This is a genomic window from Polynucleobacter sp. (genome assembly GCF_044342855.1).
Classification (GTDB): Bacteria; Pseudomonadota; Gammaproteobacteria; order Burkholderiales; family Burkholderiaceae; genus Polynucleobacter.
The window spans coordinates 71,011-83,175 of record NZ_JBIIPA010000001.1 but is presented as its reverse complement, the minus strand read 5'-3'; the positions used below and the strand labels follow the sequence as shown (position 1 = coordinate 83,175).

The 12,165-nt window shown below is 46.1% G+C and carries 15 protein-coding genes; 10 read left to right on the top strand and 5 right to left on the bottom strand.

What is annotated here, in order from left to right; genetic code table 11:
- Positions 1–26: 26 nt before the first annotated feature.
- The gene (tmk, locus tag ACIQZ3_RS00465; RefSeq protein ID WP_397389630.1) at positions 27–665 is read right to left on the bottom strand and encodes a dTMP kinase; all 639 of its coding nucleotides are present in this window, start codon (positions 663–665) and stop codon (positions 27–29) included.
- Between the two features lie 5 nt (positions 666–670).
- Complete coding sequence (gene mltG, locus ACIQZ3_RS00460) at positions 671–1,747, bottom strand: endolytic transglycosylase MltG (protein WP_397389629.1); 1,077 nt, start codon at positions 1,745–1,747, stop codon at positions 671–673.
- A 19-nt stretch (positions 1,748–1,766) separates the two neighbouring features.
- Between mltG and ACIQZ3_RS00455 the strand changes: the two genes are divergently transcribed.
- Together ACIQZ3_RS00455 and ACIQZ3_RS00450 are read left to right on the top strand one after the other, a co-directional pair.
- Positions 1,767–2,774, top strand: a complete 1,008-nt coding sequence (locus ACIQZ3_RS00455) for a YgfZ/GcvT domain-containing protein (RefSeq protein ID WP_397389628.1) — start codon at positions 1,767–1,769, stop codon at positions 2,772–2,774.
- 27 nt (positions 2,775–2,801) lie between these two features.
- A complete protein-coding gene (locus ACIQZ3_RS00450) occupies positions 2,802–3,659 on the top strand; it encodes an NRDE family protein (protein ID WP_397389627.1) in 858 nt (285 codons plus the stop codon).
- 16 nt (positions 3,660–3,675) lie between these two features.
- On the opposite strand, the gene ACIQZ3_RS00445 is transcribed toward ACIQZ3_RS00450, so the two are convergent.
- Positions 3,676–4,158 carry a PaaI family thioesterase gene (locus tag ACIQZ3_RS00445; protein ID WP_216229058.1) on the bottom strand — a complete coding sequence of 161 codons (483 nt, stop codon included), beginning with the start codon at positions 4,156–4,158 and terminating at the stop codon, positions 3,676–3,678.
- Positions 4,159–4,213: 55 nt separating this feature from the next.
- On the opposite strand from ACIQZ3_RS00445, the gene ACIQZ3_RS00440 reads away from it, so the two are divergent.
- The 8 genes from ACIQZ3_RS00440 to ACIQZ3_RS00405 all read left to right on the top strand — a co-directional run bounded on the left by ACIQZ3_RS00440 (position 4,214) and on the right by ACIQZ3_RS00405 (position 9,726).
- Positions 4,214–5,680: a YdiU family protein gene (locus ACIQZ3_RS00440; RefSeq protein WP_397389626.1), complete on the top strand. Its 1,467-nt coding sequence runs from the start codon at positions 4,214–4,216 to the stop codon at positions 5,678–5,680.
- An 18-nt stretch (positions 5,681–5,698) separates the two neighbouring features.
- The gene (gene msrB / locus ACIQZ3_RS00435) at positions 5,699–6,112 is read left to right on the top strand and encodes a peptide-methionine (R)-S-oxide reductase MsrB (protein ID WP_397389625.1); all 414 of its coding nucleotides are present in this window, start codon (positions 5,699–5,701) and stop codon (positions 6,110–6,112) included.
- A 26-nt stretch (positions 6,113–6,138) separates the two neighbouring features.
- Positions 6,139–6,687, top strand: a complete 549-nt coding sequence (locus ACIQZ3_RS00430) for a septation protein A (protein ID WP_216229055.1) — start codon at positions 6,139–6,141, stop codon at positions 6,685–6,687.
- Positions 6,684–6,968: a BolA family protein gene (locus ACIQZ3_RS00425; RefSeq protein ID WP_397389624.1), complete on the top strand. Its 285-nt coding sequence runs from the start codon at positions 6,684–6,686 to the stop codon at positions 6,966–6,968. The genes ACIQZ3_RS00430 and ACIQZ3_RS00425 overlap by 4 nt, the downstream gene beginning before the upstream one ends.
- A gap of 52 nt (positions 6,969–7,020) precedes the next feature.
- Positions 7,021–7,815, top strand: coding sequence for a peptidylprolyl isomerase (locus tag ACIQZ3_RS00420; protein ID WP_397389623.1), 795 nt, complete (start codon positions 7,021–7,023; stop codon positions 7,813–7,815).
- A 91-nt stretch (positions 7,816–7,906) separates the two neighbouring features.
- Positions 7,907–8,293 carry a lactoylglutathione lyase gene (gene gloA / locus ACIQZ3_RS00415; RefSeq protein WP_397389622.1) on the top strand — a complete coding sequence of 129 codons (387 nt, stop codon included), beginning with the start codon at positions 7,907–7,909 and terminating at the stop codon, positions 8,291–8,293.
- 9 nt (positions 8,294–8,302) lie between these two features.
- Positions 8,303–9,475 carry a GNAT family N-acetyltransferase gene (locus tag ACIQZ3_RS00410; protein WP_397389620.1) on the top strand — a complete coding sequence of 391 codons (1,173 nt, stop codon included), beginning with the start codon at positions 8,303–8,305 and terminating at the stop codon, positions 9,473–9,475.
- Positions 9,472–9,726 carry a DUF1289 domain-containing protein gene (locus ACIQZ3_RS00405; protein WP_397389619.1) on the top strand — a complete coding sequence of 85 codons (255 nt, stop codon included), beginning with the start codon at positions 9,472–9,474 and terminating at the stop codon, positions 9,724–9,726. The genes ACIQZ3_RS00410 and ACIQZ3_RS00405 overlap by 4 nt, the downstream gene beginning before the upstream one ends.
- On the opposite strand, the gene ACIQZ3_RS00400 is transcribed toward ACIQZ3_RS00405, so the two are convergent.
- Together ACIQZ3_RS00400 and ACIQZ3_RS00395 are read right to left on the bottom strand one after the other, a co-directional pair.
- Positions 9,723–11,330 (bottom strand): ABC-F family ATPase, encoded by a 1,608-nt coding sequence (locus ACIQZ3_RS00400; RefSeq protein WP_397389618.1) that lies wholly within the window; start codon positions 11,328–11,330, stop codon positions 9,723–9,725. The genes ACIQZ3_RS00405 and ACIQZ3_RS00400 overlap by 4 nt on opposite strands.
- Positions 11,331–11,432: 102 nt before the next feature.
- Positions 11,433–12,143 carry a queuosine precursor transporter gene (locus tag ACIQZ3_RS00395; protein ID WP_397389617.1) on the bottom strand — a complete coding sequence of 237 codons (711 nt, stop codon included), beginning with the start codon at positions 12,141–12,143 and terminating at the stop codon, positions 11,433–11,435.
- Positions 12,144–12,165: the final 22 nt, after the last annotated feature.

The following is a 12,165-nucleotide window of genomic DNA, read 5'->3' as shown; positions in this document are numbered from 1 at the left end:
CCATGTGGAAACATCAAGTCATTCATTTACAGCTTGATCTCCAATGATTCAAGATCACTCCAAATTACTTCTGGTGTACGGGTAGCATCAACTAAATAAAATCGGTTTGGATCTACCTTTTCTCTGCGGAGATATTCTTGGCGAACCTTTTCAAAAAAATCTAAATCCATCTTCTCAAACTTATCTGGCGCCCTCACCTTTGATCTTCTGGCCTCGGCAACAGAACCAGGCAAGTCAAACAAGAAAGTAAGATTGGGTTGGAGCAAAGAGCCATCTGGACGGCCCTGTACCCAACGCTCTAAATCATTTAACTTCTCCAGGCTTAAGCCGCGACCACCGCCTTGATAAGCAAAGCTAGCATCCGTAAAACGATCGGAGATAACAATCTTTCCAGCTTTTAGTGCCGGCTCAATTACTTGCGCAATATGCTCCCGACGTGCCGCAAACATCAACAGCGCCTCGGTTTCTATATTCATGGGGGCGTCAAGCAATAAGACGCGTAGTTGTTCGCCTAACTGAGTGCCACCCGGCTCCCTGGTCATCACAACTTCACGTTCTGGATAACGTTCTTTTAAAAGCTTTGCAAAGGAGTCAATGTGCGTACTTTTCCCTGCACCATCGATGCCCTCAAAGCTAATGAAATAACCTGGAAATGGAGTTGTCATAACGATTACTGTGAATTCGATTTAGCAGTTACATTGCGTTTGCGTTGAAATTGATCAACAGCATTTTCATGTTCTTTTAAGGTTTTAGAGAAATGGCTACTGCCATCACCACGGGCGACAAAATAGATCGCATCACTTTTTGCTGGATGCATGACAGCTAGGAGAGATTCCTTGCTTGGCATTGCTATTGGCGTTGGTGGTAAACCTTTATGCATATAAGTATTGTAGGGACTGCCTTTACGTAAATCTGCTTTTCGAAGATTGCCATCAAATTTTGGGCCAATACCGTAAATCACAGTTGGATCGGTCTGAAGTGGCATATTGATCTTGAGGCGATTAACAAAGACAGCGGCAACCAGGGATCTATCACTAGAGCGCCCCGTCTCTTTTTCAACGATAGACCCCAAAATGAGGAGGTCGTATGGGGTTTTTAATGGGGAAATGGCCTCTTTTTGCTCCCAGGCCGATGTCAGTTGTTTTTGCATTGCCTGCGATGCTCTGCGGTAAATTGAAATGTCTGAGTCGTCTGGATCAAAAATGTAAGTATCGGGATAGAAAAGACCCTCATCGCCTGGATAAGATAGGCTAATAGCTTGGAGCAATTCTTTAGAGCTCATCCCCTTGGTTTGATGAATCAGGGCCGGATGGCTGTCTATTAGGCTTCTCAGCTGCCATATAGTCATGCCAGGAATAATCGCTAGGCTCTCCCTAACCCGATCGCCTCGAGCAATTTGCAGCAATACATTTCCCAGGCTTGCACGGGGTGTCAATAGGTAGGTACCTGGCTTAAGCTTGGAGCCAACAAAAAGGGTTCTTGCTGCGATCTGCAGGGTTAGTGGATTAGTCGATACACCTTGCTCGGATAGCTGGCTTGAGATAGCTGATAGCCCTGATTGAGGGGCAATCTTGACTTTGTAAGCTGAGCCCTCTGGAACATTTGATGTGCCCGGCACAACAGGCCAGAAGAAGATAGCGCCGTACATAAGAATAAGAAGGCTAGCCAGGTAGATTGCATAAGATTTCCATGCTCCACCATTGGAATGCTTTATAAAAAGAGTTCTTCTCTGAAATTTTCTGCTCATCGAGCTATGATAAAAGACCATGACTACAAGCCCAGAAAATACCGCCATAGCCGCTACCAGCCTTAATCATGGATTTACCCCTCTGACTAGTTGGGGTTTGATCCTGGTTGAGGGGTCTGATGCCGCCGCCTTACTTCAAGGTCAATTAAGTAATTCCGTAATCGGCCTTAAACACACTCTTTCAGGGGAAACCGCCCAAGGCCCTGGAGCTGTTCGCCTAGTTGGTTACTGCAATCCGAAGGGGCGACTTTTAGCCAGCGCTTGGCTTGGCTTGTTCCCGGAGTCTGTCGATTCTGATGATCGTTTTGCTCTTTTCGTCTCTAGAGATATTGCGGCCAGCACTGCTAAACGATTATCGATGTACGTACTGCGTTCAAAGGTAAAGGTGCTGGATGCTTCAAACGACTGGGACGTGTTTGGCTCCTATCAAAGCTCTCAAGGCGAGCAATCGACTGTGCTGCCCAATGAGGCTCTCGCATTGCGAATGCCTGATGTGCTTGCACAAGGTCAATCCTTTCAACGCACCCTGATTGCAAAAAGAAAGACCGATACCAATACATCCCCAGTTGATGAGGCCGCCCTCATACAGTGGAATTCTTTAGAGGTGTTGAGTGCAATTCCGCGGATTGTGCTGGCCACCCAAGAACAGTTTGTTCCGCAGATGATTAACTTTGAATCGGTTGCTGGGGTTGATTTTAAAAAAGGTTGTTACCCGGGACAAGAAATCGTTGCTCGGAGTCAATATCGTGGCGCAGTAAAGCGCCGACTGCAACTCGCACATAAGGAAGCAAGTGAATCGTCATTAGATCTCGCAAAGCCTGGTATGGAGTTATTCCATGATGCTGATGCTAGCCAACCCTGCGGTATGGTGGTCCTAGCAGCTGGCAACCCAAGCCATCCCGATCGGATTGATCTTCAGGTGGAGTGCAAGTTGGACGCTCTTGAATCAGGAGAAATCCACCTAGCCATGAGTAATGGCCCTGTGTTAAAAATAGACCAACTGCCCTACCCTTTATTAGAAATTTAATTTCATTACCGTACCAATTATTTTGTTATGTGCCTAATTCTCTTCGCCTGGAAATCACACCCAGACTACCCTTTGGTTGTAGCGGCGAATCGAGATGAATTTTATGAGCGCGATACGGATCCAATGGGATGGTGGTCAGAGCACCCCAATGTCTTAGCGGGAAAAGATAGAGCGGATGTATTGGGTAGTCCTGGCACATGGCTTGGCTTTACCAAAACTGGCCGCTTTGCTGCGCTCACTAATGTAAGAGCGCCGAGTGAAAAAAATCCTGACGCAAGAACACGTGGAGAGCTCAGCCTACGCTACCTCACAGGGCAGCATAAACCCCATGCTTACATTCAAGAAAATTCAAAACGCTTTGAGCAATACAACGGCTTTAATCTCTTAATGGCAGATCTCAGCGATCCAGAGAATGCAGAAATGCACTGGGTCAGCAATCGTCTCATGATGGGTCAAAACATTCGCCCGCGAAAAGTATTTCCCGAGCAAGCCCTGAGCCCCGGTGTCTATGGACTTTCAAATGCCATGCTCGACACGCCATGGCCTAAAGTGAATCATCGAGTGGCGGCGTTTGCTCAGACGCTGGCCATGGATAGTGGGCAACTTAAAAACGCAGATCACTATTTACGCGTATTGGCCGATACACATGAAGCAAGCCCTCAAGAGCTGCCAGCTACCGGTGTAAGTCCGGATTGGGAAAAAGCCTTATCTGCCGCATTTATTAAGACGCCTTCTTACGGAACACGTTCCAGCACTATTTTGCGTGTTCGCAAGGATGGTCAGTTTGAGATGGTGGAAAGACGGTTCGACGCAAACGGCACCGTAGGTCACGATGTTGTCACTGGAGAGCTCAGCGCTGCTCCAGGATCAAACCTCTCTGTTTAAGAGGTCAAAACGCAGATTATTTCTGCCGCGAGTCCTCGTTCACTACTCGCTCACCATTTGCATCTTTAGTTGCCAGCCGCTTTAGAAACTGGAATGTACCCGTAGCCATACAGCAGATTTCGCCTTGATCGTTATAGAGCTTGGCTTCACAAAAGGCCATCGTAGCGGTACGGCGTACAGTATCTGCTTTTACTCTCAAGATGCCATTGGCAGCCTGCATAAAATTATTCTTCATCTCTACTGTTACGACACTGCGATCACTAGGATCGCTGGAACGCGCAGCTACAGCCATAGCCACGTCCATTAGGGTGAGTAATACGCCTCCATGAGCCACATCCCAGGTATTGGTATGCTCGGGCTTGAGGGCTAGGAGTATTTCACCCTTACCCATTTCGGCGCTAATAAGACGTACGCCAAGGAGCTTTAAAAAAGGGACATTGAGCTCTTCACCCAGATTGGCAAGCTGAGTTGCCGCATTCAGTTGTACTTTATTTGTCATAGGGTCATTTTAGAGGCTTCTGCGACGCTTGTGAATTACCCATAGAATACAAAATATGCCTTTTAACCTTCGTGGCGATGATGTCTGTCAGCCCACCCCACCTACCCCATTGCCCAATCCTTATTGGGTGGCATTTTCACCATCCGTCGCCAGACTAATTGACGTGGAACTTGGGGTTGACGGCTTGCCTAAAGATCCAGCGTGGCTAGATGTGTTGGCGGGAAATCAACTAAATGCTGGTGAACATACCTTTCTAAACCCAATTTCCACTGTCTATAGCGGTCATCAGTTTGGCTCTTGGGCTGGTCAGTTAGGTGATGGACGAGCCATTCTGCTTGGAGATATCAATCATTTAGAGCTCCAATTAAAAGGTGCTGGTAGAACTCACTATTCCAGAATGGGGGATGGCAGAGCGGTCCTGAGATCCTCCATTCGCGAGTTCCTGTGCAGTGAAGCAATGCATGCTCTTGGCATTCCAACAAGTCGAGCTCTTGCGATAGTGGGATCGAAGCAAGGCGTCAGGCGAGAAACTATGGAAACGGCAGCAGTTTGTTCCCGCGTTGCACCAAGCTTTATACGTGTCGGTCATTTTGAACACTTTGCATCCTTGCAAAATATTGTGCGCCTGCAAGAATTGGCCGATCTGTTGATTGCCGAATTCTATCCAGAATGCCGTGCTAAAAAAGATCCCTACTTAAATCTATTCAAAGAGATCAGCGCTCGCAATGCAAAATTAGTTGCTCAGTGGCAATCGGTAGGATTTTGTCATGGGGTTATGAATAGCGACAACATCAGCGCCCTGGGTCTCACTATCGACTATGGCCCATTTGGTTTTCTAGATCACTTTGAAATTGACCATATCTGCAACCATAGCGATCATGGTGGCCGATATGCTTATCACCGCCAACCGCAGATCATGCATTGGAATATGGCTTGTCTTGCCAGCGCAATGCTGCCCTTGCTAGAGTTAGATCATTCAGCAGAGGATTCCCAAAACCTCCTTCGCTCCACACTCGAAGAATTTCCTGTTATTTATGTAACAGAGTGGCAACAGATTTTTCGCTCCAAATTAGGCCTGCAGTCAAAGGGGGATGGTGACACTGGATTAATTGAGCATCTACTGCAAGCGATGAACGACTCCAGAGTAGATTTCACAAATTTCTTTCGCAGTCTGAGTGATGTTAAGAAAAACTCGAAGCCAACAGAAATCTTCCTAAGAAATGAATTTGTCGATCGTGAAAATATCGATCAATGGTTTGCGGATTACATAAATAGACTGCAATCCGAGACCTCAAGTGATGAAGCAAGAAAAGGCTTGATGGATCAAGTCAATCCGAAGTACATCCTACGCAATCATTTAGCCCAAGTCGCCATTGAAAAGGCTCAGCAGGATGACTTTACGGAAGTTGAAAGATTGCATCAAATACTCATGAATCCGTTTGATGAACAGGAAGCGTTCGAACATTATTCAAAACCACCGCCTGTGGATATGCATCGCATCGCAGTAAGCTGCTCCTCATAACCAAATACATTTACTCCAATGACCAAGAAAACAGATCAAGAATATAAAAACTCACTCAGCGATATTCAGTATCGCGTAACGCGTGAGGCTGCCACTGAAAGGCCTTTTACCGGTGAGTATTGGGACCACTGGAACTCCGGTCAATATCGCTGCATCTGTTGCGACACACCGTTATTTCAATCTTCTACCAAGTTCGATGCAGGTTGCGGCTGGCCGAGCTATAACGCACCAGAAAATAATGAAGTAATTACTGAAATACGCGATAGCTCACATGGAATGATTCGCACGGAAGTACGCTGTAGCAAATGTGATGCCCATTTGGGGCATGTGTTTGATGATGGGCCCCAACCTACGGGATTAAGGTACTGCATTAACTCCGCATCCTTGAAATTTGAGCCATCTGAGAATGCCACTTCCACTAATGCAAAATAATTCTTAAATAGCGAGATAATCACTGCATGAAATTTTTATTCGACCTCTTCCCCATCATCCTCTTTTTTATTGCCTTTAAATTTGGTGATATCTACACAGCAACTATCGTAGCTATGGTTGCTACCATCGGTCAGATTTTGTGGGTTTACTACCGCCATCGCAAAATAGATGCAATGCAATGGGTCAGCCTTGTCATGATTTTGGTTTTCGGTAGCCTAACTATCTTCTTGCATGACAAAACCTTTATTCAACTAAAACCAACCGCTCTTTACTGGTTATTTGCCGGCGCCCTATTTATTAGCGCTCAATTCTTCCAAAAGAATTGGATTCAAGTTCTGATGGGCAAGCAGATTACCCTAAAAGAGCACAGCTCTAAATCCGTTTGGCATCAAGTGAATATGGCTTGGGCAACGTTCTTCTTTTTTATGGGCGCCCTCAACCTTTATATTGCCTTTGAATATTCTGAGGAAACTTGGGTCAACTTCAAGTTATTTGGTAGCACAGGATTGCTAGTGATTTTTGTCATCCTTCAAGGGGTCTGGCTCAGTCGCCATATGGAGCACCCTGCTGAATGAGCATCAATCAAGAACGAATTACCCTATTTGAAGCGGATTTAAGGTCGGCTTTTCAGGCTGTCCAATTAAATATTGAAGACGAAAGTCATCTCCATGCAGGCCACGCTGGAGCAGCATCTGGTGGTGGGCACTTTAAACTCACTATCGTAGCTCCAGAATTCGAGGGAATGAGCAAGGTAGCCCGTCATAGAGCCATCTATGCCGCTTTAAATAAGCACTTTCCAGCTGCGATCCACGCCCTCACCATCTTGGCATTCACACCTAGTGAAAGCACTAATTAGCCCCAGATTGCTTTAAGATTCGTTCTTTATCTTCATTTATATTGCCCAGCCCATGTTGAACACACGCCAAATTTTGACTATCAGCGCTTTTAGCGCCGCCCTTCTCTCAACAGCTGTTTATGCACAAAATGCTGCCATTGTAAATGGCAAAGCAATTCCTAAAGCACAGCTGGATAAATTGGTTCAAAAATCAAATCAACCTGATAACCCGCAAGTGCGAGATCAAGCCAGGGAAATGCTCGTCACTCGTGAGCTCATTTTGCAAGAAGCCAATAATCGTGGCGTGATGCAAAAAGAGTCAGTTCGCGAGCAGCTTGAGCAATCCAAAATGGGTATTTTGATTGCGGCAGTATTTGAAGACTATGTTGAAAAAGAAGGTGCTGCAGAGGCTGAGCTGAAAGCTGCTTACGAACAAGTTAAGAGTCAGTACACCGGTAAGGAATATCACGTAGAACATATTCTGGTTGAAAAAGAAGCTGATGCAAAAGCAATAACAGCGCAAATTAAAGCCGGCGGTAACTTTGAGCAAATCGCTAAAGAGAAGTCAAAGGATCCTGGCTCTGCTCCTAAGGGTGGCGATCTCGGCTGGGTAAGCGACAAAGCCCTAGTACCTGAATTTTCCAAGGCGATGGTCCAGCTGAAAAAAGGTCAAGTTACTGACAAGCCAGTCAAGACTCAATATGGTTGGCACATTATTAAATTAGATGATGTACGCGATGTAAAAGCACCAAGCATGGAAGAAATCAAAGACCAGCTCAAACAGATGATCACAGCAGATCAAAATTGGCAGAAAGCTAAATTTTCTGAGTTGATGCAAAAGTTGCGCGCTAAGGCCAAGATCCAATAAAGTCAGATGAGTCGCACCCCTATAAACCCAGGCTTCCCCCTGGGTTTTTTCATGTCCAACGAGAAACTACGTTTACCTTTATATTTAAGGAATGATGATCCTACACACCATGCTGAGAGTCGGCAATATGACTCGCTCGATTGATTTCTACACCAAAGTATTAGGAATGAACCTGCTACGCACAACTGAGCGTCCAGAGCAGAAATATTCTTTGGCATTTGTAGGTTTTGGTAAAGGTAATGTTGATGGACAATCTGAGATTGAGCTGACCTATAACCATGGTGTCGATAGCTATGACTTGGGTACTGCTTATGGCCACATTGCAATTAGCGTTCCAGATGCTTATGCTGCTTGCGAGAAGATCAAGGCCTCAGGTGGCAACGTTACTCGAGAAGCGGGCCCAGTAATGGGTGGCGATACTGTTATCGCGTTCGTTACCGATCCAGATGGTTACAAGATTGAGTTAATTCAGCACTGATTTTTTCAGTTGAAACAAGATGACCTCCAGCTTCGTGTAATTCAAAGCCTTTCAGAAATTGCTGAGGCCGACTGGAATACGCTACTTTCCCCCGACGCAGGACCATTCTTAAAGTATGCGTTCTTAAATGCTTTAGAAGCAACTGGAAGTGTAGGTGGCAATACTGGTTGGCAAGTGGCTCACCTTTTAGTTGAAGATTCCAATTCAACACTTCTTGGAGCGATGCCCCTCTATTTAAAACAGCACTCCTATGGGGAGTTTGTGTTTGACTGGGCATGGGCTCAGGCATACGAACAGAACGGCATGCTTTACTACCCAAAGGCACTATCAGCTATCCCATTTACACCCATTCGCGGGCCAAGACTTCTTGTATCGTCAAATGCAGGTAAAAGCGCCATTCAAGAGATACTAGTCTCGAGCTTGAAAACGCTAGTAACGCAAAATGCACTCTCCTCTGCACATGTTCTTTTCCCAGAGATGGATGAAATCGATGAACTCAAGAAGCAAGGATTTATGCTGCGTGACTCCGTACAGTTTCATTGGCATAACGCGGGATACCAAGATTTTGAGCATTTTCTCGCTGACTTGACGATGAAGCGCCGCAAGAATATTCGGCGAGAACGCGCTGCCGTAGAAAATCATCAAATTACTTATCGTCATATTCCGGGATCGATTGCAACACCTGATGATTGGGCCTTCTTTTATCGCTGCTATGAAAACACCTACATTGAGCACCGCTCTTCGCCTTATTTGACGGAAGAATGCATTCAGCTGCTTGGTAAAACCATGCCTGAGAATTTTCATCTCATTATTGCCTTTCGGAATGAAAAACCCATTGCATCATCACTGCTAGTAGTTGATCGATTGACCTCAAAAGCATATGGCCGCTATTGGGGCGCCATTGAACATATCCCATGCCTACATTTTGAATTAGCCTACTACCAAGCTATTGAATATTGCATCAAGGAAGGCATTGAGATATTTGAAGGTGGTGCCCAGGGTGAGCACAAGATGGCTAGGGGATTCTTACCCACTACTCTGCAATCAGCTCATTGGATTGAGGATCCAGGCTTTTCCAATGCAGTGAAGCGCTTCTTGGAACGCGAACATGAGGGTATGGCAGCGTATGTTGATGAGCTTGAGCAACACATTCCCCTGAAATCGTCTAAAGTACTGCCATGACTTCATACAACAACTCACCAGAGCAAGCGGGAGCCAATTCCTTAGCAGTTGGTGACGATGCCTCTGACTCGCCCTGTATCGGAGTCTGCACCACTTTGTATGACGAAATCTGCCAAGGCTGCGGTCGCACTCTAGGCGAGGTCAGCAATTGGGTATTTTTTAGTCAGGAAGAAAAAAGTTCAGTCTGGAAACGCATCCGCGCCGATGGCACTGCAATGCGATTCCAACGTCAAGCCAAAGAGAATACTTAGCCAGCTAGAGCTTGGCTACGCAAATACTCTTCATAAGTTCCGGAGTAGTCAGCGATTGTTCCATCCATCTTCACTTCGAGGATGCGATTAGCCAAAGCAGAAACAAACTCGCGATCATGGGATACGAAAATGAGAGTACCCTCGTATTTCTCAAGTGCGATTTGTAAGCTCTCAATGGATTCCATATCCATGTGGTTGGTTGGCTCGTCCATTGCAAGGACGTTATATTTTTGAAGCATCAATTTGCCCCAAATCATTCTGCCCTTCTCGCCACCGGATAACACTTTGACGGACTTGCCAATATCATCGCCAGAGAAAAGCAAACGGCCTAAAGTGCCACGAATCACTTGATCATCGTCGCCTGTACTGCGCCAGTTATTCATCCAGTCCATGAGCAATTCGTCTTTTGCGAACATCTCAGTATTGTCTTGGGGCATCACGCCTACATAAGCATTTTCTGCCCACTTGACATCACCGCTATCGGCCGCGATTCCATCAAAGCGTTTGCTCAAAATAGTTTTTAGCAGTGTTGTCTTGCCTGCGCCGTTTTGTCCAATGATGGCAATCTTTTCACCGGCACGCACACCTAGCTTAAAGTTTTTGAAGATAGTGCGGTCATAAGCCTTTGTAAGTCCATTGCACTCAACAGCCATATTGTGCAACTTCTTCTCAGAGTCAAAACGAATGAATGGGTTCTGACGTGAAGAAGGTTTTACTTCAACAATCTCAATTTTCTCTAACTGCTTTTGACGTGAAGTAGCCTGACGTGCCTTCGATGCATTTGCAGAGAATCGGGCTACGAAAGCCGCTAATTCAGCAATTTTTTCCTTGGCTTTAACGTTATTACTCAACTGCTGCGTTCTTGCCTGAACAGATGCCAGCATGTAGGAGTCATAATTTCCGGGATAGACCTTCAGCGTTCCAAAGTCCATATCCGCCATATGTGTGCACACTTCATTGAGGAAGTGGCGATCATGGGAGATGATGACAATCGTGCTCTTAATTTGATTCAGAATATCTTCAAGCCAATGAATGGAGTGAATATCCAAGTTATTGGTTGGCTCATCAAGCAGAAGCACATCTGGATCGGAGAATAAGGCTTGCGCTAACAATACGCGTAACTTCCAGCCCGGAGCAACAGCACTCATTGGGCCATTGTGTTGCTCAATTGGAATGCCAATACCTAACAGCAACTCCCCTGCTTTGGCCTCTGCGGTATAACCACCATACTCGGCGTATTTACCTTCGAGCTCAGCAGCCTTCATGTAATCTTCATCAGTAGCATCTGCGTTAGCGTAGATAGCATCGCGCTCAGCTGCAGCCTTCCACATCTCTTCGTGACCCATCATCACCACATCCAGTACGCGCACATCTTCATACGCAAACTGATCTTGGCGTAATTTACCCAAGCGAATACCAGGGTCCAGGCTGACGTTTCCACTGGTTGGCTCTAGCTCGCCACCCAAAATCTTCATGAAAGTAGATTTACCGCAACCGTTGGCACCGATCAGGCCATAGCGATTACCGCCGCCAAACTTTACGGAGATGTTTTCAAACAGGGGTTTTGCCCCAAACTGCATAGTGATATTAGATGCTGACAGCACGGATGTGTTCTTACTTTCTGATAGGTCAAATACGAGGGTGCGGATGCAGGTTTTGCATCAAAGACCGTTATTTTAACGGCTTGTGCCTAAAAAAGCCGTAAATTAGACTTTTAGCTTAAATGGCGTGAAATCGGTATGCAGGTCATAGTGATCCTGATTTTCCTTGCGCTTCAGAAAACCCACTACCCAGTACGTTAAAGGGGTTGCTAGAACCTCCCAGGCAGTCTTCAGGACATATTCAGAGGCCGCGACAGCCAGAACCTCATTTAAGGGCCAGAGGCCGTAAAAAGCCAGCATATAGAACAGGGATGAATCCACCAACTCCCCGCAGGCTGTAGAGCCGATTGTGCGCATCCAGAGGTGGCGACCTTGGGTCAAAATCTTCATCTTTGCCAAGGTGTAGCTGTTTACGAAACTGCCACACCAAAATGCAATCATGGAAGCAAGTGCGACACGCCAGGAATTACCAAAGACCGTCTCCATACCCTGCTGATAATTAGCCATATAGGATCCAGGCGCTACAGGCAAAGCAATGACCAGTTGAGCCATGATGGCCGCAAAGGCCAGAGCTGTAAAGCCAGCCCAAACTGCACGGCGATCATAGGCATAGCCATACACTTCGGTCAAAATGTCGCCAAAAAAATAGGCAATCGGGAAAAAGAGAATGCCAGCCCCGAAGGTCACATTGCCAAAATAAGGTAGGTCCATAGACGCAGCCTTACCAGCACCGATAAAGTTGGAGCACAGCAACACCACGACAAAGGCTGTCAATATCAGGTCGTAATAGCGATGGTGACGTCTAGGTGCGTCCATAAGTCTAGAAAAATGGATAATA

Bases quoted from the DNA above. Each gene is read 5' to 3' on its own strand.
- ACIQZ3_RS00455 (WP_397389628.1), top strand. From the start codon at position 1,767: ATGACTACAAGCCCAGAAAATACCGCCATAGCCGCTACCAGCCTTAAT.
- ACIQZ3_RS00440 (WP_397389626.1), top strand. From the start codon at position 4,214: ATGCCTTTTAACCTTCGTGGCGATGATGTCTGTCAGCCCACCCCACCT.
- ACIQZ3_RS00450 (WP_397389627.1), top strand. From the start codon at position 2,802: ATGTGCCTAATTCTCTTCGCCTGGAAATCACACCCAGACTACCCTTTG.
- ACIQZ3_RS00405 (WP_397389619.1), top strand. From the start codon at position 9,472: ATGACTTCATACAACAACTCACCAGAGCAAGCGGGAGCCAATTCCTTA.
- ACIQZ3_RS00420 (WP_397389623.1), top strand. From the start codon at position 7,021: ATGTTGAACACACGCCAAATTTTGACTATCAGCGCTTTTAGCGCCGCC.
- ACIQZ3_RS00425 (WP_397389624.1), top strand. From the start codon at position 6,684: ATGAGCATCAATCAAGAACGAATTACCCTATTTGAAGCGGATTTAAGG.
- mltG (WP_397389629.1), bottom strand. From the start codon at position 1,747: ATGAGCAGAAAATTTCAGAGAAGAACTCTTTTTATAAAGCATTCCAAT.
- msrB (WP_397389625.1), top strand. From the start codon at position 5,699: ATGACCAAGAAAACAGATCAAGAATATAAAAACTCACTCAGCGATATT.
- gloA (WP_397389622.1), top strand. From the start codon at position 7,907: ATGATGATCCTACACACCATGCTGAGAGTCGGCAATATGACTCGCTCG.
- tmk (WP_397389630.1), bottom strand. From the start codon at position 665: ATGACAACTCCATTTCCAGGTTATTTCATTAGCTTTGAGGGCATCGAT.
- ACIQZ3_RS00430 (WP_216229055.1), top strand. From the start codon at position 6,139: ATGAAATTTTTATTCGACCTCTTCCCCATCATCCTCTTTTTTATTGCC.
- ACIQZ3_RS00395 (WP_397389617.1), bottom strand. From the start codon at position 12,143: ATGGACGCACCTAGACGTCACCATCGCTATTACGACCTGATATTGACA.
- ACIQZ3_RS00445 (WP_216229058.1), bottom strand. From the start codon at position 4,158: ATGACAAATAAAGTACAACTGAATGCGGCAACTCAGCTTGCCAATCTG.